Below are 19,347 nucleotides of genomic sequence, written 5' to 3' on the forward strand. Positions count from 1 at the left end.
ATCGCTCCTCATTTAAAATCTTACTATTATCCTATCATGATTTAAGATTTTATGTCTTTAAGATTACCTAAAGCCATTAGGTCGCGTTGGTGACAATGATTTCGCCAGCCTAAAGCAACAACTAAAATTAAGGCAATAACGATTAAAACTACTGCCGCAATGATAATATCTCGATACCCATTATAAAGTATCGTACGCATGGTTGGTAAAAGCTTATCTGGAAGACTACTAGCAGTTTGGGCATTTGATAGTTTATTTAGCATTTTTAAGGTAAGTCCGTGGTGTGTTTGGACTCCCTGGAATAGTTCTTGGTTAAGAATAACGCCATAAACCGCGGACATAAGGGTCTGACTCAAAATTCGCAATAAGTATCCTAGTGAAGTAGCAATTGGCACATCCCGTAATTCAGCATCTGTTTGAACATTAATCTGTAAAATATTAAAGACAAGCCCAACACCAAAACCTTCAAAAGCACCCATAAATAAAATAAGCCAGAATGGTGTTTTTTGTCCCCCAATCATTATTCCTAAATAAGCAATAAAAATTGAAACTGCCCCACAGGTAACAATCCAGTATTTGCCCCATCGTTCCTGCAATACCGGTACTAATTCTGAACCAATAAAGTTAGTAACCGCACCTGGAATTTGAGTCATCCCGCCAAGGAGCGCACTTAAACCTAAAATTCCCTGAGCCCACATTGGAATATAAGTGACAAAAGCAATAAATGAGCCCCAAATTATAACAAATAAAGTAAAATCAATTACTAGTTCGCGATTTTTAAACAGACGGCTAGGAACAATTGGGTCTACTGCCTTACTGTCAACTTTTATCATTCCGCCAAGCAATAAGAGACCAACAACTAATAAACACCCCACCACTAAACCGGAGACTGAACCAATCAGTTGAACCGCTACTAAAATAATTACTAAACTAACTACTAATAGGGTCGCTCCAAGATAATCAACCGGCTTACCGGCAGCTTGCTTTTTCACATTCTTATAGAACAAGCTAATGATCGTAATCGCAATTAAGGCAATCGGTACATTAACATAGAAAACCCAGTGCCAACTCAACGCGTCCACAATCCATCCACCGAGTAGGGGACCAATAATCGAAGCAGTTCCAAAACAAGCACTGGCAATCCCTAATACTTGAGCTCGTTTTTTTAGGTTGTCGTACAATTCAGCAAAAACAATAAACGGAATTGTATTCATTCCGCCAGCACCAATTCCCATTACAGTTCGCGCAATAATAAACCATAAAATATTAGGGGCTAATCCTTGAAAGATGGCTCCAACTAAAAACATAGAGGTAGCAGTAATATAGGCTTGCTTGTTTCCCTTATGCTCACCAAACTTACTCCATAATGGGGTTGCAACAGCCATTCCCAAAAGAAAAGTTGCGATGATCCACCCCATATATTGCAACCCATGAAGGTCACTGGTAATAGCTGGCAAGGCCGTATTTACAATCGTACCATCCATCCCCGCCATGATGTTAGATAGTAACAACGCACCAGTAACTATTGTTCGTCGTTGTTGTAATTCCACTTTTTCATCTCCCTTAATTTTCTACGTACTAAAGAGGATGGAACAGAGCATCAAAGTGCATTGTCCCATCCTCTTTAATTACAAACTGTTTCCCATTATACGACCTTTGTCACAAAAAGTATAATAGTTATTTTTTCATTTTCTTAATGTCCTGCCCTAACTGTTGCCAATCAGCTTTAATAGTAGGCTCCAATCGGCGGGCATAGAGCACTGCGGCCGGATGATACATCGGCATAATCCAATGCTTGTCAGTCGTCAACTCATAGCCATCATGCGCTTCATTGGTCCGTTGAATTTTCTCGTGGAGAAGTTGCCCATGAAGTTTACCAATATTAGCCTGACTACCAAGTAACCGTTGTAAAGCCGTATTGCCAAGCGTAACAATGATTTTTGGCTTAACTTGCGCTAGTTCCCAATCAAACAAAGGAGCAAATGCTAAGACTTCTTTTTTAGTCGGCGTCCGGTTAGGCCGCTTTTCAATTACTTCACCTGTCTTCTTATCAACTGTTTTTTTAATACTATAGGGCCGTTGACGAACCACACTGGTAATATAAACGGTTGAACGTGAATATCCAATTGATTCAATAAACCTCATCAGTTCTTGACCAGAAGCACCAGAAAAAGGAATATTTACTTTTTCTTCGTGACGCCCAGGAGCCTCTCCCACTAACATCAAGTCTGGATTAAGTGGTCCTTGACCTGGGGTAAACCCTGTTAATTGCCGATCCTTCGTCTTTTCTTTTACCTCTGCTAGGAGTGTTGGCGGATATTCTGCAATCATGTTCTCAATCTCCTATCCATTATGTCGCCATTTAGAATCTGTAAGAATACGAGCAGCAATCAATCCCATTGGTAAGAACACAACAATCATAAGCGCCTTGGTCATCCAAAGTGTTCCTACACTAATCGAAGTTAAACCAATATTATACATTGCCCGATACATATAAAGTCCCGGAACCATAATAACAATCGATGGAACCGTGATCGAAATTTGCGGATACTGAATTTTACGTTTAACAATCGATGCCAACAGTCCAGCAACTAGCGCTCCTAAAAATGCAGCCGCTCCTGCTGGAATACCAGTTAAATCTGTTAATTCTAACCGTAATGTATTAGCAATCGCACCAATACAACCGGCAATAGCTGCCATTTTAGGCGTACTGTTAAACATTATTGAGAAGCCAAACACCCCACAAAAGCTGGCTGGCAACCGGAGTAAAAAGAGCATTAATGCAGATAGCGGCAATGCTTGAAAATTCTCAGGACGCAGGTTAACCATTAATGCTACGATCCACCCGACCAAGGTAGCAACTGTAATAATTGCGATTGCATAGGTCATTCGTTCAAGCCCGGACCGCATATCAAGTTTTGAAATATCAAGTCCACTAGTAATGAACGGAAATCCTGGAATAATAAACAGCATTGCGCCGATATACCCTGCTTCATGACGCGAACTCACATTAAATGTTAATTGCATCAAACTTAATGCCAGCAGGTAAGAAAGGCACGCAACTGCAACCGCCACCGCTACGCCCGCAAATAAGGTAATGTGATGGTCAATCATCTTGCGGCGGGCATAGTTTCCGAGGCCAGCCCCGATAAAACTACAAAACATTTCAACTGGTCCACCACCGAGTAAAAAGACAAAGGCGCTACATGCCAGAGCAGCTGCTAGTCCTACTTGGTAAGGAGCATAATTACCTTTTGAGTGGGCAATTTTCTCCAAACGGGAGTGAATTTCTCCAATTGTCATCTCACTCCCATTCTGGTCAAATTCTTTAATAAATCGTTCCATCTGCGAAAGTTTTGTCGTATTTACACTTGTGCTTGGCAAAGATATTGCCTGCGTGTAACTATGGTGGGCATCCATACAAGTATATTCGAGGGAAACTAACCCAATATCGACCGAACAAGTCATTTTTAACGTCCGAGCAACTGTATTCATTGAATCACGGACTCGCCATGCCCCAGTTCCATAAGAGAGCATCATTAATCCAATTCGCCCGACAATCGCCGCTCGTTCTACTAAATTAGCCTCATAAGCAGGGGTGAAATTATCATTTGTAAAAAAGTCATGCCATGGAATCGCCATATGATGCTTATCAGACAGATGTTCATTCGGCTCAAAATCATTCGCTGAGATCTCTTTATCCTTACTCAAAACCCATCCAGCTCCTCTTATCAATTCTCTTAACTATTTAATTATACGGCGGCTGTCAAGCGATGGGAGTGATTTCTTTTAATTTAGTGATTAATTGCTGTTCATCATCGCTTAAAATGTAATCCTCCCGTGTGGCAAGCGAAATAAAAAATTTTTCGGGAATTGAGTCTTCAATATCTAAGGCAACAATTCCTGGTTCATCCTTTACCGCATCTTTAACCATTAAACTAATTCCTTTATTTTGCCGTACTAACTCTTTAATCCAAGAAACATTTGGTACCTTATAAATTGCTGTTTGCGGATTAATTTGGGCATAGGTAGAATAAGCTTGAAAGGCAGCTTTATGCACATATTGCTGGTCATAATTAATAAAGATTTCGTTAGTTAAGTCTTGAAAACTAACCGCCTTTTTCTTTGCAAGCGGATGATCAGCACTTACGATGATACTAAATGGTCGCGTAGTTATTAATTCCGCAAAAATACCTGTTTGATCAATTGGTGCAATTGAGCCCAACATAGCAATATCGATCTTTCCCGCTTGTAATTCACTTAGCAATTCATGAGATCCCACAGAAACGATTTTTATTCGTTGGAGAAGCTGCTTAGAAAGATTGCCGATAATGTGTGAAATATACATTTTTCCAATGATTGGCGGAAGGCCGAATTTTATTTGGCGTTGATCGGACCGTGCTATTTCTTGATGAGCAATGTCTATCTTTTTGTTTATCGCCAACGCTTTTTCATATAGTAACTGTCCACTGCGCGTAATCATCTCATCCCTATGAACACGATCTTTGCGCACTAATTTTGTGTCAAATTCTTGCTCAAGGCGACGAATTGCTTGGGTAATACTAGGTTGAGAAACATTAAAATACTTTGCTACTTGCGTATAATTTTTTAATTTAACTAGCATGGCAAAGTATTGCAAATCACGAGTATTCATCGTCTTAACCCTTTCTATGTCGAAATAATATCTTTATCTTACGTCAATTAAGTATTCATTTGCAATTAAGATTCTGAATATTCTTATAATGCTTGCACTCGTCTTTATCCTAATGAAAAAACTACTTGGCAAATTTTACCAAGTAGTTTTCTTTTAAGATAAATTTTTACCACATACCAATAACTTTCATCCAAAGACTACCAATACCAATCCATACGACAAGGTAGAAAATACCAAGGACAAAGTTTAATGACCACCACTTTGATTGTGGAACATAACCTGAACCAAAGAGAACAGGAGCTGGACCAGAAGCGTAGTGAGTAGTAGATGCCATTAAGTTACCGAAGAAACCAAGCATCAAAGCTGCAAGCATTGGTGGAACATGGGCTGAAATAGCAACAGCTAAGAATGCACTATACATTGCAGTTACGTGAGCAGTAGAACTAGCAAACAGGTAATGTGAGTAGAAGTAAGCGATAATTAAGATAACTAATACCAAAATCCAGTTCATACCGTGAAGCGAGTTACCAACAGTCTTACTCAACCATGGAATAAAACCTAAAGTTGTCAATTGACCAGCCATCATAACAAGAACAGAGAACCAAGTCAAAGTATTCCAAGCGCCTGTTTCATGAAGCACATCTTGCCAACTTAAGACACCACATAAGAGTAATAGTCCTAATGCGATAAATGCAGCAAGTGTTGCATCAATCCCGATAAAGCTCCCGACAATCCAGAGAACCAAGGCAATAACGAAGATAATAGCCATTAATTTTTCTGGTAAAGTCATTGCTCCCATTTTAGAGAGTTCGTCTTCTGCCCATTGTTTAGCATTAGGAGTTTCTTTAATTTCAGGTGGATACATTTTGTAGATCAACCATGGAACAATGATTAAGGAAATAATTCCTGGTACCAAGGCAGCTAAGAACCAGCCAACCCAAGTAATGTTTACGCCATTACTTTTGGCAAGAGTTTGAACTAATGGGTTAGCGGCCATGGCTGTCATAAACATTGCCGCAGTAATCATATCACCATGATATTCAGCAAAGATCAAGAAGGAACCAATTTTACGTTCTGTTCCCTTCTTAGGATCTGAGCCAAATGATTGAGATAATGATTCAATAATTGGATATAAAACACCACCAGCACGCGCAGTGTTACTTGGTGTAGCTGGTGCTAAAATCAAATCAACACCGATCAAGGAGTAAGCAAGTCCTAAAGTTCGCTTACCAAATGCCTTAACAAAGTTCAATGCAATCCGCCGACCTAGTCCGGTCTTAATGAATCCCCGGGCAATGAAGAAGGCCATTGCAATCATCCAAATTGATGCATTACCAAAACCAACAATTGCTTTTTCCATTGGAACTGTTTTTGTTAAAACAGTTAAGGCAAAAGCAATAATTGAGACACCACCAATTGGAAGTGGACGCGTAATACATGCAATGATTGTAGCGACAAACAAAGCAAACATATGCCAACCAGCAACTGGAACGGCAGCTGGTTTAATAGGAGTCATAAACCATAAAATCAAACCAATAATAACAGGCCAAATGAACCCCTTATAATTTACACTTTCTAATTTTTTCATTTCCTTATCCCTTATATAGTTAAGTAATTAATTGATAATTGCTCTAGGCAGTCTCTCACTGCCCATTATTTTTTACTTTAAGCCACGGGCGTAAACAGTTACTTGTTGACCTGCTTGACGTCCAAAGACAATTGTTTCTGCAATTGAGTTACCACCAACACGGTTATTACCATGTAAACCACCAGCAACTTCACCTGCAGCATATAATCCCTTGATTACATCCCCATTGCCATCAAGCACTTGAGTTTTAGTATTAATGTGAATACCACCCATAGTGTAGTGAATTGCAGGGGCAATATGAATTGCAAAGAATCCTGGCTTAGTAATTCCCCGATCCATTCCTGTTGTCCGGTGGAATTCCTTGTCATCATGATTTTCAACTGCTTCATTCCATGTTGCAACAGTCTTCTTCAAGGTTTCTGGATCCATCTTAAGGTTCTTTGCAAGATCCTCAATTGTATCACCATGAACAACGAGGCCAACCTTATCGTAAAATTCGATTGCCTTTACATGATCACGAATACCTTGGTCAAAAATCAAGTAAGCGCTGTGTTCTGGAAGAGCAGTAATAGCATTAGAAACGATCTTGCGAGTGTTTAATTCGTTTACAAACCGATTACCTTCAGCATTAACTAAAATTGCACCTTCACCACGAACAGCTTCACCAATCAAGTAAACATGAGGGTTATCTTGTTGAACAGTTGGGTGAACTTGCACAAGATCCATTTGCATTAACTCTCCGCCAACGCCTTCAGCAAGCTTCAAACCATCACCAGTTGCTCCTGGTTGGTTGGTCGTCTTGTAATCAGCAAGGTCAGGGCGGAACCGCTTCATGTATTCTTTAGAAGCACCGAATCCACCAGTAGCTAAGATAACAGCCTTTGCGTGAATCGTTTTAATCAAGCCATCAGCATTAGCTTCAACACCGATTACCTTACCTTCATCATCTTGTAAAAGCTTGTTAACTTTAACCTTATTAAATACTGGAATGTTTTCCTTTTGAACAACTTCCAATAAACTCTTTACTAAGAAACCACCAATTGGCGCCATACTTGCTGGACGGTGAGTACGCTTACGAGACATTCCACCAGTAATTGTAATGTCATCAAGCTTAATTCCATGATCAGCTAACCAGTCAATCGCAGGGGCTGTGTGATATACGAAGTAACCTAGCATATCCTTATCGTTTAACCGTCCACCATCTTTATATGTTTCGTGGTAAAAATCGGCAACGTTATCAATTACTCCATGTTGTAATTGCACGTTGGTTTCAGCAGCGTTCATTCCTGAAGAAGCCCGGTTAGTATTTCCTCCAAGTTCCTCTTCCTTTTCAAGAACAACTGTCTTCATTCCTAATTCGTTTGCTTGAATTGCTGCGGAAAGACCTGTTCCACCAGAACCAATTACAATAACATCGTAATCATTATCCAATTTACTTACAGATAATGGTTGGAATTTTTCTGCCATGATATTGCTCTCCTTTTAATTCTTAAATTTTAAATATATTAACAGTCAAAAAGAGTGGAACAAGTCCTTTTTATTGCTTATTTCCACTCTTGCCAAAATTGGCATTACTTTTAACTCAATTCTTATTTATCCCGATCAACGTTGGTCATCTTAAGCATGTCCATCCATTCATCGTATTGTTTTTCTGTAAGCTTACCGGACTTCAAAGCAGCTTCTTTTAATGTGCTACCAGCTTTATCAGCAGCTTGAGCAATCTTAGCACTGTCATGGTAACCAATGTGTGGTGATAAGGCAGTAACAGTCATTAATGAATTATCAACTAATTCTTCCATCCGCTTTTCATTAACTGTCATTCCATGGATCATCTTGTCAGCAAATCCGGTAATTGTTCCAGTTAATAAGTCAGCTGATTCGAGGAATGCATCGATCAATACTGGCTTGTAAACATTCATTTCGAAGTTACCTTGTGATGAAGCCATTGTTACTACTGTATCGTTACCAAATACCCGTAAAGCAGCCATTGTTACAGCTTCTGCTTGAGTTGGGTTAACCTTTCCTGGCATGATTGATGAACCTGGTTCGTTAGCTGGGATATTTAATTCACCATAACCCGCACGAGGACCAGAAGCCAAGAAACGAATATCTTGAGCAAGCTTGAACATGTCGGCTGCTAATGTCTTCAAAGCACCGTGAACAACATCCAAACCAGAGTGGTTAGCTAAACCGTAGAACTTGTTTGAATCAGCAGTTAAGTTTAAGCCGTAAACTTCGCTAAGCTTTTCAGCAATCTTTTCAGGCATTCCTTCTGCAGCATTCAAACCAGTACCAACAGCAGTACCACCAATTGCCAATTCATCTAATGTTGGTTCCAAGGTCTTGATGTAATCAAGATCATGTTCTAAGGAAGCGATGTAACCAGAAAGTTCTTGACCAAATGTCAATGGAACAGCATCTTGTAAGTGAGTACGTCCAACCTTAACAGTCTTCATGTACTTCTCTTCCTTAACCTTTAATTCATCAATTAAGTGTTGAACAGCTGGCTTCAACTTATCAAGCGCTTCTAAAGCAACCACATTCATAGCAGTTGGGAATGTATCGTTTGAACTTTGACCCTTGTTAACATCATCATTTGGCAAGATTTCAATGTCAGGGTTAATTTCATGAGCTTTGTGCGCAACAACTTCATTGGTGTTCATGTTAGTTTGGGTACCAGAACCAGTTTGGTAAACCTTTAATGGGAAGTCCTTCCGCAATTCTTCATCACTTAATGCGAGTAATTCATCAATCGCTTTAACGATTAAGTTACCCTTTTCTTCAGAGATAGCATTAGTTTCCATATTAGCTTGAGCCGCTGCCTTTTTAATGTTCAATAAAGCACGGATGATTGCTAATGGCATGTATTGACCGGTTGGGAAGTTATTCCGACTCCGTTCTGTTTGTGGTCCCCATAATGCTTCAGCAGGGATTTTAACGGGGCCTAACGTATCTTCTTCAGTACGGTATTCTGACATTTCAAAAACCTCCAATATATTAATTGAGCAATTTTATCTTGTGAAATGTTACACATCATTTACACATATATCCTACCTTGTAAGTAAAGCTATAGTCAAATCTTTAATTTTCAATAAATTTCACTTATAACTATTGCCTTACCAACTGTTATAATAGCTTTTTCCAATCACGTTTGCAAAAGTTTCACAAACTTATACACAAAAAAACACCTAAGATTTTTTAATTTCTTAGATGTTTTTCTATCCTTGTCTAATAATATGGTTTTATTATTCACAAAGCTAAAAGCTATCTTATTAATATTGTGGCTTCCAAATTTTCTCTTCTACCGCTTTCTTTGCATCGGTAATTCCATCGCTTGCTAAGCCTTGAGCGATTGCAGATTCGGCTACTCGTTCACCTACTCGCTTAGAAAATTCTGTTAACTTAGAAACAGGAGGTAATACAGCTGCACCTGGCTTTTCAGGATCAACTAAGCCACTCAAAGCATGAGCTGCTGCAGCTAACATATTATCATTTAACACTTTAGCTTCAGCAGCCAAGGCCCCAAAACCAACTCCAGGATAAATTAACGCATTGTTAGCTTGCCCGATTTGATAAACAGTTCCATTATACTCGATATCTTTAACTGGAATTCCAGTCGCAATTAACGCCCTTCCATCAGTCCATTTGAGAAGGTCGGCCGCTTTTGCTTCTGCTAACTTAGTTGGGTTAGAGAGTGGGAAAATAACTGGCCGTGAAGTATGAGCTGCCATTTCCTTTACCACCGCTTCATCAAAACTTCCTGGTTGAGTGGACGTCCCAATCATTACTGTTGGATGAACGGCCTTAACGACGGCAAGCAAATTAGTTAATTCATCAGCATTAGCAAATTCGCTCCGTTGACGGGTAAATGGTTTTTGTTTTGGCGTTAAACCTGGCGTATCGTCGAATAATAACCCTTGTTTGTCAACAAGGTAGAAGTGTTTCTTTGCTTCTTCAGGTGTAAGACCTTGACGGATCAATTCGTCATAAAGCATCTTAGCGATTCCCATTCCAGCGGTACCAGCACCGAATGTTAAGAATATTTGATCCGTTAACTTTTCTTTTGAGATATTCATGGCCCCTAGCACACCAGCTAAGGCAATAATTCCGGTTCCTTGAATATCATCGTTAAAGGTTAAAATTTTATTCTGGTACTTATCAAGAATCCGCGCAGCCGTTCCCCGACCAAAATCTTCAAAGTGTAATAAACTCTTAGGGAATAATTCTTCAACTGCATCAACAAACTTATCGATAAAGTCAAAGTATTCTTGACCCTCAACGCGCTTAATTCGATTTCCTAGGTAATTAGCGGACTTCAACAATTTTTCATTATTAGTCCCAGCATCGATAGAAACCGGGAGAACTTGGGATGGATCAATCCCAGCCGCTGCTGTGTAAACCATTAATTTCCCAACAGAAATGTCAACCCCATTTACACCCCAGTCACCAATACCAAGGATTCCTTCAGCATCTGTAACAACGATGAGGCGAATATCACGACCATCGGCGGCATCAGCAAGTTCTTCTTTAATTAAGCCAGGATGCTCAATGCTCAAATATGCAGCATCTTGGGGCTTAATGTAACGTTCATTATATTGCTCAATCGCCTCAGCAATTACGGGATCATACACAATTGGCATAAACTCCGCAATATGTTTTTCCATCAAGTAGAAAAAAAGAGTGCGGTTAGTATTGAATACTTCCATCAATAGGTGCCGTTGTTCAATCCGTGAGTCCTTAGATTGATATAACCGATAGATTTCGGCTGCCTGTTCCTCAATCGTTCTTACACAAGATGGTAACAAGCCTAATAAACCATACTTTTTTCGTTCTTCGATTGTAAAAGCAGTTCCCTTATTCTTAAAGGGATCATTTAATATTTGCATTCCTTTGCGCAACATTATCGCCTATCCTTTACCTTTTATCTGTTTCAACATTCTTAGAGTAATTCCAGTGCTAGTTTATAGTCAAATGTATGCTATGATATAAATAAAATTGATAGTACCCATTATAATCACTGGTAGAAAGGTATCTATTATGAAATTAAACGATCTAAAATATTATCAAGCACTAGTAAAATATAAAAATTTTTCGCAAGTTGCAGCCAAATTTAATGTCAGTCAACCTACAATTACAATGGCTATCCAGCGACTAGAAAAAGACTTTGGCACATCATTTTTCATTCGTGATCATGTCCATAAGCAATTACATATTACGCCGACTGGTAAGCAATTCGCCGTCCACATTGAGATTATCTTAAATGAATTAAGGGTTGCTCGCCAAGAAATCAACCAAGCTGAATCATCCAGTATTCGCTTTGGATTGCCACCCATCATCGGCAATTACTACTTTCCGCCATTGACCCCGCTATTAATGCGAGAAGGCCTTTTAAGCCACTTAGAAACTTCTGAGCACGGTTCTAAGGAAATTCTCAAGATGCTTAAACACGGCAACCTTGATTTGGCATTACTGGGGTCTCTTAACCCCCTAAAAGAAGTGGGGCTAAAAACTACTGAGCTGGCTGAGTATCCCTTCAAGGTTATCGTTAGTAAGCGTCATCCCCTTGCCGTTAAAAAGGAGATTGATTTTGCTACGCTTAAAAATGAACGCTTTATTGTTCCTGACACTGAATTCTTTCACGAGCAAGCTTTTAAGCAAATTTGCCATTTGGCTCATTTTCGTCCCCAAGTCATCTATCGAACCGCTGATATTCATGTTATCAAAACCATGGTTGCAGAAAATCTTGGAATTGCTTATTTAACAGGTTTGGCTATTACACCAGAAGATAACATCCATTCCATAAATGTTACTAGCCCGCTAAAACAATCATTCCGTCTTTCAGCTGTGACCCGTTCAACTGAACTATTAACAGCACCCAAGCAAAAACTATGGGATCTCTTAACTGCAAAAAAGGAGCTGTGATATAAGTTAGGTCACTTCCATAAAATACGAACAGCGCAGTACAACAATGGCCTTCAGCGTCCGGCAAAGTCAAACGTTGAAGGCCTATTGTTGCTTGCGGGGGCTCCCAGAGGCTAGCTTCGCGTCGAAAAACGAAGTCACGAGTGACTTCTGTCTCGCTCCCTTTTATTACTTCTCTTTTTCAATCTTAATTGTTTTAATAATAACGTCTTTTTCAGGCTTATCCATCGCATCCCGCTTAACTTTGCTGATCTTTTCGACAACATCCATCCCGGATAATACTTGGCCAAATACTGTGTGATGGAAGTCAAGCCACGGTGTACCACCATGTTTTTCATAATACTCAATAATCTCTTGTGGATACCCAACGGCCTTCATTTGTGCAATCATATTTTCTGGAACATGTTCATTAGTGACAATAAAAAATTGACTGCCATTTGTATTTGGACCAGCATTAGCCATTGAAAGAGCACCCGTGAAGTTAAATAATTCTTCAGAGAACTCGTCTTCAAATGGATGACCATAAATACTTTCACCACCACGTCCAGTTCCCGTTGGGTCGCCACCTTGAATCATAAAATCTGGAATAACCCGGTGAAAAATCACATCGTCATAATAATTTTTCTCTGCTAATTTAACAAAGTTTTCAACCGTTTTAGGTGCGTATTTTGGAAAAAGTTGGGCCGTAATTGTTCCCATTGTAGTTTCAATTACTGCTTTTGGTCCTTTAACTTCATCCAATGCTAATTGGGGATATTTCATAAAAAAGCCTCCTCTTTTCTCTTCTAAACCTCTCTAACTATCTTAGCAGGAATGAAAAGGAAAAGACAATCATTAGTCCTCGCTAACACGTAATACACAAGCTCCTTTAATATCACCACGTTTAACATAGCGCAATGCCTCGTCAGCTTTTGCTAGCGGATATTCGTGTACTTCAGGATGAATGTTGAGACGATCGGCTAATGTTAAGAATTCTTCCCCGTCACGGCGGGTATTACTCTCAACGCTCGTTAATGTCTTTTCGTGGAATATTTCTTTTTGGTAATTCATTGTTGGAATATCAGTCATATGAATACCAGCTAATGCTAAAGTCCCACCTGGAACTAGACTAGCTAAGGCCGGTAATACCATATCACCAACTGGCGCAAAAATGATTGACGAGTCTAAAGGCACTGGCGCTGGGTCATAGGAACCCTGAACAGAAGCACACCCTAAGTCTAGGGCGAATTTCTTTGCATCCTCACCACGAGTAAAGACATGAACTTCAATCCCTTGTGCAAGTGCAATCTGGGCCGTAATGTGCGCTGAGCCACCGAAACCATATAACCCTAAGCGGCCACCAGCGGGAACATTGGCTCGCTCAAAAGCCCGATAACCAATAATCCCTGCACATAATAATGGAGCTGCCTCTAGAGAATCAAACTTTTCCGGAAGCCGATATGCAAATCCTTCTGGAACCGTGACGTATTCTGCATAACCGCCATCATGATCCCAACCGGTATAAAGTGAGTGGGGACAGAGGTTTTCGTGACCCGATCGACAAAACTTGCATACCCCACAAGCATGCCGGAACCATGGTATCCCAATTCGCTCACCAAGCTTAAATCGTTGTGTTTCTGATCCAAAGCCGACAACTTTACCAACAATCTCATGACCAGGAGTAACGTGTTCATGGTGAACAGGCAAGTCTCCTTCTGTCACATGTAAATCTGTATGACATACCCCACACGTTAATACCTTAACAAGGACTTCACCCCGTTTAGGAGTTGGCACAGGCTTTTCGGTAAATTCGATTGGTGATTTTTTACCATCAATCGGCCCAGGAGTTGTGACTGCCCAGGCCTTCATTGTTCTCGGAATAGCATTTTCGCGTTTTTCCATCCTTAAAGACCTCGATTAAATATAAATTTCATTCTCTATTGTAGTGCTTTTTATTCATAAGAGTGACGTATTTTTTCAATTTGACGAGACCATTGATTCTTAAATTTTGAAATGTTTAATGGAGCATTAATAACCGGATCATCCTTTGCCGCTTGACTCAGTCCTTCTACTCCTCCGATATCATCCAAGATTCCAGTTCCAAACCCGCCGACAATTTTGGGACTGGTATGAGCTGGAAGTCGTTTCGGCTTTACTTCCTCAAACTTAATTTTAAAGTTCCACATATCACCAAAGTCATATATTAGGTTATATTCATGGGCAAGATCACAATCGCCTACCCAACTTTGGGTAATATCTTTTGATTGACCAAAGCCACTATCAAGAATCGGCAACTGATAATGCGTATTTCCCTGACGCAATTCAAATAAGTGATGCCCGTCCGCGTTAAAGGCTGCTAAAATTGCAAAGCACAACATATCTAGACGCATATCACCGCTGACAGTAAATCGCCGCCACATTTTAGGATGATAATCACTAAGCTCAACATAAATAGTATATTGTTTATTAACATATTGGATTGCATGTTCGCGTTGATTTCTCACTTGACGTTGCATGTCACGAATTATCCGTTGTAAATGGTACATCCGCTGTTTAGAACCGAGATCTTTTACCCCTTGACTAATTGCTTGAACAAACAAATCGTAGTCTTCACTAGAGAAAAGATCTTCTGCCCGCAAAAACTTTCCAAATTCGCGAAAGGCATCACTTTTAGAATGAAAGCCGGTGTCAGTGGGACGATCATTATGTAGTTTTTCATAGTTAATTAAATAGTGATAGACCAATGTAATATCATCAAGGACAGATTCACCCAAGGCCTCACAGTAACCGATGTAATCTGCAGCACAATCTAAATCTCGATCAATAATACTCTCGCTCTTTCCACAACTTTCTAGATAACCTTGATAATCATCTAAAATCTTTTCTCCCACCGCTGTTGCATTCATGATATCGTTAATTGAAAGCGAACGGTAAAGATAGCGACGATTATGTTCATTAAGTTTAGAATGAGTAGCAACCTTAAAGTCCGTAACTGAATAATCTTCAAAAATATCCATTACAACATATTCTTGATCGGTTGTCTTATTGGTAATGCGTGTCTGTTCCGCTAATTGAAGCGCAATTTCAGCATTGGTCGGATCTTTTTCCCAATCAATAATTGAATTAGGCCCCATCATTAAGTTCTCATACATCTGCAATTGTTGTTGAGTTTCTGGCTGAATTTGGCGTGTAAATACTACTTTACTAAATTGTGCATCACGAATCATTCGAATTTTTGCATGAGGAATTGGCGAAACCTCTAATAAACTTAGGAATTCACGCTTAAATGCCGCAATAAAAGCTCGTGAGTCATTAAAGCGTTGAGGATAACGTACAATAATTGGCAACGACATTAAGTTATTCATAATAATCATAAATTCACCAGTAACACGAATTGTCCAAACGTTTGTCTCTAATAGATCAGCTGGTGCAATCATCTGGGAATTAATATGCAAATGTTGGGCAAGGGAATTTTCCACTGCAATAATCACTCTATCAACTCCTCTTATAATTTCATTTATATTAATTTTATTTGGAAAAGTATTATTTATCAACTTAATCAAACCATATTTACAAATAAAATAAAAGATTTAAAATGAGACATAAGTATTGTTTCTGAAAGGATGCGCTACTTTTGATTAATCCAAATCTCGATATCTTTGACTTACGAAAAATTCAAATCAATAAAACTAAAGCTGAATTGGAAAATAATGGTAAACGGCAGCAAAAAGAAGTCTCTAGTGATATGTTAGGCACCTTCACTCCAGTTGATCGGGACCCTGTTAAAATAATTCAGATTACTGAAGCCAATATGATCCCCGAGTTGCTTCCTTTGCGCCATCAAAGAATGCTTGCCAGTCGCTTTGCATTTTTCCGTGGAACGGCCGAATTAATGGAACATGACCTTAAACGGCAAGCACAAAGTAAGCTTCCTATCATTATCTGCGGTGATGCCCATGTAAATAATTTTGGCTTTTACGCCTCTCCTGAACGTAAACTTCTCTTTGGCCTTAACGACTTTGATGAAGCCCGGATCGGAAATTGGGAAAGTGATTTGAAACGGTTATTAGTTAGTGCTGAGCTGGCAGGAGAAGAGAATAGTTTTGATCGCAATGATCTCTATCGTCTTCTCCAATTAACTACTAAAACCTACCGCCACACCATCAAAAGCGCCAATAAGATGAGTCTTTCCCAACTGTTTTATTTTTCATTTGCTTATGAAGATATGGGAAAAGCAATTGAGTCGTTTGGTGATATTTCAACGCAAATGCAAACAGTCCTTAATAAGGTTCTTAAAAAAAGTCAGCGTAGTAATTCAGAAGAAATAATTCAAAAAATGGCGACTATCAATAATCAAGGGCATCCTGTTTTTCGGGATAATCCACCACGTGCACGTCATCTTAGTGCTGTGCGTTATCAACAGATTGTTAAGGGATATAACAAATATTGCGAAAATGTTCGTCAAGATGTTCGGGTTCTTCTAGCAAACTTTCATATTTCCGATATTATCCGCTACAGTGTCGGTGTTGGCAGTTTCGGGACACGATGTTATTTGATCCTGCTCACTGGTAATGACAACAGTCACATCGTTTTACAAGTCAAAGAAGCGATGCCATTGCGCTATAACCTACTCTCCCTTCCTGTACAACAAGTGATTAGAAATGGAGGCATTGCTGGTCAGAGAATTGTAGCAGCACAACGGATTCTGCAATCCTCATCTGATCGCTTTTTAGGAAGCACCACTTTCGGGGGTCGTAGTTATTACATCCGACAGTTCCGAGATATGAAAGAATCCATAAATGTTAATAAGCTTGACTTTGAAAGCTTTCAATTCTACTGCCAAACGTGTGCTTACTTGCTCGCGATGGCTCATTTCCAAAGCCCCACTGCACCAATGATTCGTGGTTATTTGAAACATCAAAAGAAACTAGATACCCTTTTACCAAATTGGGCTTTAAAGTATGTAGACCAAGTTACAGCAGACTATGGACAATTCAAATTAGCAATTGCTGAAGGAAAACTAATAAATTAACTGTAATTAAAAAGGACTTGCATTCATCGTTTTGCAAGTCCTTCTTTAATACTATTTGTGTTCGTTTAATTTTTTTCGATATTCTGCTCTCGTCATTTTAACGGAAGTATCTTTTAGTTCTTTTTCAACTCTTTCCTGTGATGGCTTGGACTTGTTTTTCTTGGTAATCTTAATTTCACCATAGCTTGTCGAAATAGTAGTATAAAGCGGTTGTTTTAGAGGTTGATGATTTTTCTCTTCTAATTCAATTGCTTTTTTAGCATTTTCCAAATTACTACGTGCTGCTTTTACGTTTTCCTTTGCCACCAATAGATTAGCAGAAATTCTGTCTAAATTATTTTGAACGTTTTTCAACAATTGAGTGCTTGTTTCAATTGTCGTTCGGTCGCCAATCGTTTGAACACCGGCAAATGTACTTTGAGCAGAAAGTACTGCTTGTTTTGCTTCACGGTACTTTTGATTAAACTTTTCATAGGACTGCTGAGCTTGCTCATAAGTTGCTTGAGCCTGCTTTAACGCCTTATTTACATCAGCCATATTTTCCCCTCACTTTTCGGATATAAACTAAAAGGCTGTGGCAAAGCAAACCTTCGCCACAACCCTCTAGTATGTCCGAGCAAATTATAAAATTAAATCCAAACTAATAATTGCAAAATATGATTATTAGTATTCGCGTTTCTTACCAGCTAAACCAAGACCAAACATTGCAGCAGCAGCACCTAAAGCAACTGCAGCAACGCCACTTTCATTACCAGTTTGTGGCAATGTTTCTGCTTTAGCATTGTTTTGTTTATTAGCAGCCTTGTATTCGGCACGAGTTACATTAGTAGTTGTTGCAGTAGCCTTCTTGTCAGTTGGTGCAGCAACAGCAGCTTCACTCTTCTTAGTGTCGTTTACAACTGTGCCATTATCCTTAGCAGGGGTGTTGGTGTTTTGATCCTTCTTTGAATCAGTCTTGTCTTCATCCTTGCTTGGATCAGTTGATGGCTTGTTGCCTTGGTCGTCGCCCTTGTTACTTTGGTCATCAGTTGATGGCTTGTTGCCTTGGTCGTCGCCCTTGTTACTTTGGTCATCAGTTGATGGCTTGTTGCCTTGGTCGTCGCCCTTGTTGCCTTGGTCATCAGTTGATGGCTTATCGGCCGGCTTTTCACTAGCAGCCTTCTTAGCAGCTTCAAGGTTAGCCTTAGCAGTATCTAAGTTAGCTTGAGCATTCTTTAAGTTAGCCAATGCATTGTCGTAATTAGTTTGGGCAAGCTTTTGAGCTTCTTCGGCATCCTTAACAGTTGGGAAGTCACTAAAGTCACCGTTGTTTACACGATCAAGAACTGCCTTAGCAGCATCAGCGTTCTTTTGAGCGTCTTGATACTTAGTTTCTGCAGCATTCATAGCAGCATTAGCATCATTAACAAGGTTGTTAAATACATCTTGTGATTCTTGAATCTTGTTCAAGGTTGCTGTCTTATCAGCTGGGGAAGTTGGGTTAAGGTAGTAATCCTTAAGAGCACTTACAAGAGCTTCTGCAGCATTAGCTTGTGGAGTGTTAAGACCATAAATGCCTTGAACCTTGTTTAATAAGCCTTGAGCAGTATTTAATGCATTTTCAGCATGATCAGCTTTCAATTCGTTGTATGCTGCAGCAGCATCTGTTGCAAATTCATTAGCTTGGTTGAATGCGTCTTGGGCCTTCTTAGTAGCAGCTTGACCATCTTCAAGGGCCTTTTGAGCGTCATTTACCTTAGCAGTTGCGTCATCGTATGCCTTTTGCTCAGTAGCAGTTGCGTTAACAAAGTAGTTATTAAGATCAGTCTTAGCAGCATCTAACTTAGCATTTGCATCCTTAACATCAACGGCTGCATTATCGTTAGCCTTTTGCAAAGCAGCCATAGCGTCATCAAAAGCTTTTTGAGCATCTTGGTAAGCTGCTTCATAGCCTTCCTTGATGTAATCTTCTGCATCACTGTTTTGTGCATCATCGTTCAATGCCTTAGCTTCTTTAACTGCTTGGTAAGCCTTAGCAATTTCTGGACTTGCCTTGGCAGCAGCATTATATGCATCTTGAGCATCTTGGTAGGCCTTTGCGTAGCCTTCCTTGATGTAATCTTCTGCATCGCTGTTTTGTGCATCATCGTTTAATGCCTTAGCACTATCTAATTCATCAGCAGCTTTGATAAC

At 39.6% G+C, this 19,347-nt stretch carries 15 protein-coding genes; 2 read left to right on the forward strand and 13 right to left on the reverse strand.

Annotated features, from left to right (window positions below; genetic code table 11):
- Window positions 1-41 precede the first annotated feature (41 nt).
- The 8 genes from LMB57_RS03245 to LMB57_RS03280 form a co-directional block, all read right to left on the reverse strand.
- Window positions 42-1,550: an MFS transporter gene (locus tag LMB57_RS03245; protein ID WP_229271895.1), complete on the reverse strand. Its 1,509-nt coding sequence runs from the start codon at window positions 1,548-1,550 to the stop codon at window positions 42-44.
- Between the two features lie 127 nt (window positions 1,551-1,677).
- Entirely contained in the window at window positions 1,678-2,331 is a 654-nt protein-coding gene (locus LMB57_RS03250; RefSeq protein WP_229271896.1) for a uracil-DNA glycosylase, read from the reverse strand.
- 12 nt (window positions 2,332-2,343) lie between these two features.
- A complete protein-coding gene (locus LMB57_RS03255; RefSeq protein WP_229271897.1) occupies window positions 2,344-3,711 on the reverse strand; it encodes a threonine/serine exporter family protein in 1,368 nt (455 codons plus the stop codon).
- A gap of 55 nt (window positions 3,712-3,766) precedes the next feature.
- Window positions 3,767-4,654 carry a LysR family transcriptional regulator gene (locus tag LMB57_RS03260; protein WP_229271898.1) on the reverse strand — a complete coding sequence of 296 codons (888 nt, stop codon included), beginning with the start codon at window positions 4,652-4,654 and terminating at the stop codon, window positions 3,767-3,769.
- A gap of 166 nt (window positions 4,655-4,820) precedes the next feature.
- Window positions 4,821-6,242, reverse strand: coding sequence for an anion permease (locus LMB57_RS03265; protein WP_229271899.1), 1,422 nt, complete (start codon window positions 6,240-6,242; stop codon window positions 4,821-4,823).
- A 72-nt stretch (window positions 6,243-6,314) separates the two neighbouring features.
- Window positions 6,315-7,709, reverse strand: coding sequence for a flavocytochrome c (locus LMB57_RS03270; protein ID WP_229271900.1), 1,395 nt, complete (start codon window positions 7,707-7,709; stop codon window positions 6,315-6,317).
- 122 nt (window positions 7,710-7,831) lie between these two features.
- A complete protein-coding gene (locus LMB57_RS03275) occupies window positions 7,832-9,220 on the reverse strand; it encodes a class II fumarate hydratase (protein ID WP_229271901.1) in 1,389 nt (462 codons plus the stop codon).
- A 294-nt stretch (window positions 9,221-9,514) separates the two neighbouring features.
- The gene (locus LMB57_RS03280) at window positions 9,515-11,143 is read right to left on the reverse strand and encodes a malolactic enzyme (RefSeq protein WP_229271902.1); all 1,629 of its coding nucleotides are present in this window, start codon (window positions 11,141-11,143) and stop codon (window positions 9,515-9,517) included.
- Window positions 11,144-11,279: 136 nt separating this feature from the next.
- On the opposite strand from LMB57_RS03280, the gene LMB57_RS03285 reads away from it, so the two are divergent.
- Window positions 11,280-12,164: a LysR family transcriptional regulator gene (locus tag LMB57_RS03285; protein WP_229271903.1), complete on the forward strand. Its 885-nt coding sequence runs from the start codon at window positions 11,280-11,282 to the stop codon at window positions 12,162-12,164.
- Between the two features lie 168 nt (window positions 12,165-12,332).
- On the opposite strand, the gene LMB57_RS03290 is transcribed toward LMB57_RS03285, so the two are convergent.
- The 3 genes from LMB57_RS03290 to LMB57_RS03300 all read right to left on the reverse strand — a co-directional run bounded on the left by LMB57_RS03290 (window position 12,333) and on the right by LMB57_RS03300 (window position 15,634).
- On the reverse strand, window positions 12,333-12,926 hold the full coding sequence (locus LMB57_RS03290; RefSeq protein WP_229271904.1) for a peptidylprolyl isomerase: 594 nt from the start codon (window positions 12,924-12,926) through the stop codon (window positions 12,333-12,335).
- 72 nt (window positions 12,927-12,998) lie between these two features.
- Window positions 12,999-14,045 (reverse strand): zinc-dependent alcohol dehydrogenase family protein, encoded by a 1,047-nt coding sequence (locus LMB57_RS03295; RefSeq protein ID WP_229271905.1) that lies wholly within the window; start codon window positions 14,043-14,045, stop codon window positions 12,999-13,001.
- A gap of 50 nt (window positions 14,046-14,095) precedes the next feature.
- Window positions 14,096-15,634, reverse strand: a complete 1,539-nt coding sequence (locus LMB57_RS03300; RefSeq protein WP_229271906.1) for a plasmid pRiA4b ORF-3 family protein — start codon at window positions 15,632-15,634, stop codon at window positions 14,096-14,098.
- A gap of 143 nt (window positions 15,635-15,777) precedes the next feature.
- Here LMB57_RS03300 and LMB57_RS03305 point away from each other — a divergent pair, with 143 nt between their 5' ends.
- On the forward strand, window positions 15,778-17,175 hold the full coding sequence (locus LMB57_RS03305) for a DUF2252 domain-containing protein (protein WP_229271907.1): 1,398 nt from the start codon (window positions 15,778-15,780) through the stop codon (window positions 17,173-17,175).
- Between the two features lie 51 nt (window positions 17,176-17,226).
- Here the strand turns inward: LMB57_RS03305 and LMB57_RS03310 are convergent, their stop codons facing one another.
- Both LMB57_RS03310 and LMB57_RS03315 read right to left on the reverse strand, forming a co-directional pair.
- Entirely contained in the window at window positions 17,227-17,712 is a 486-nt protein-coding gene (locus LMB57_RS03310) for an efflux RND transporter periplasmic adaptor subunit (protein ID WP_229271908.1), read from the reverse strand.
- Window positions 17,713-17,838: 126 nt separating this feature from the next.
- On the reverse strand, window positions 17,839-19,347 hold a 1,509-nt coding region (locus LMB57_RS03315; RefSeq protein WP_229278048.1), incomplete at its 5' end, for an LPXTG cell wall anchor domain-containing protein.

This window comes from Limosilactobacillus secundus (assembly GCF_020784695.1).
In the GTDB taxonomy this organism is placed as follows: Bacteria; Bacillota; Bacilli; order Lactobacillales; family Lactobacillaceae; genus Limosilactobacillus; species Limosilactobacillus reuteri_F.

What these genes read in the sequence shown, in the direction of transcription:
- LMB57_RS03295 (WP_229271905.1), bottom strand. Translation starts at nt 14,045, where the DNA reads ATGGAAAAACGCGAAAATGCTATTCCGAGAACAATGAAGGCCTGGGCA.
- LMB57_RS03270 (WP_229271900.1), bottom strand. Translation starts at nt 7,709, where the DNA reads ATGGCAGAAAAATTCCAACCATTATCTGTAAGTAAATTGGATAATGAT.
- LMB57_RS03310 (WP_229271908.1), bottom strand. Translation starts at nt 17,712, where the DNA reads ATGGCTGATGTAAATAAGGCGTTAAAGCAGGCTCAAGCAACTTATGAG.
- LMB57_RS03280 (WP_229271902.1), bottom strand. Translation starts at nt 11,143, where the DNA reads ATGTTGCGCAAAGGAATGCAAATATTAAATGATCCCTTTAAGAATAAG.
- LMB57_RS03250 (WP_229271896.1), bottom strand. Translation starts at nt 2,331, where the DNA reads ATGATTGCAGAATATCCGCCAACACTCCTAGCAGAGGTAAAAGAAAAG.
- LMB57_RS03275 (WP_229271901.1), bottom strand. Translation starts at nt 9,220, where the DNA reads ATGTCAGAATACCGTACTGAAGAAGATACGTTAGGCCCCGTTAAAATC.
- LMB57_RS03265 (WP_229271899.1), bottom strand. Translation starts at nt 6,242, where the DNA reads ATGAAAAAATTAGAAAGTGTAAATTATAAGGGGTTCATTTGGCCTGTT.
- LMB57_RS03260 (WP_229271898.1), bottom strand. Translation starts at nt 4,654, where the DNA reads ATGAATACTCGTGATTTGCAATACTTTGCCATGCTAGTTAAATTAAAA.
- LMB57_RS03290 (WP_229271904.1), bottom strand. Translation starts at nt 12,926, where the DNA reads ATGAAATATCCCCAATTAGCATTGGATGAAGTTAAAGGACCAAAAGCA.
- LMB57_RS03285 (WP_229271903.1), top strand. Translation starts at nt 11,280, where the DNA reads ATGAAATTAAACGATCTAAAATATTATCAAGCACTAGTAAAATATAAA.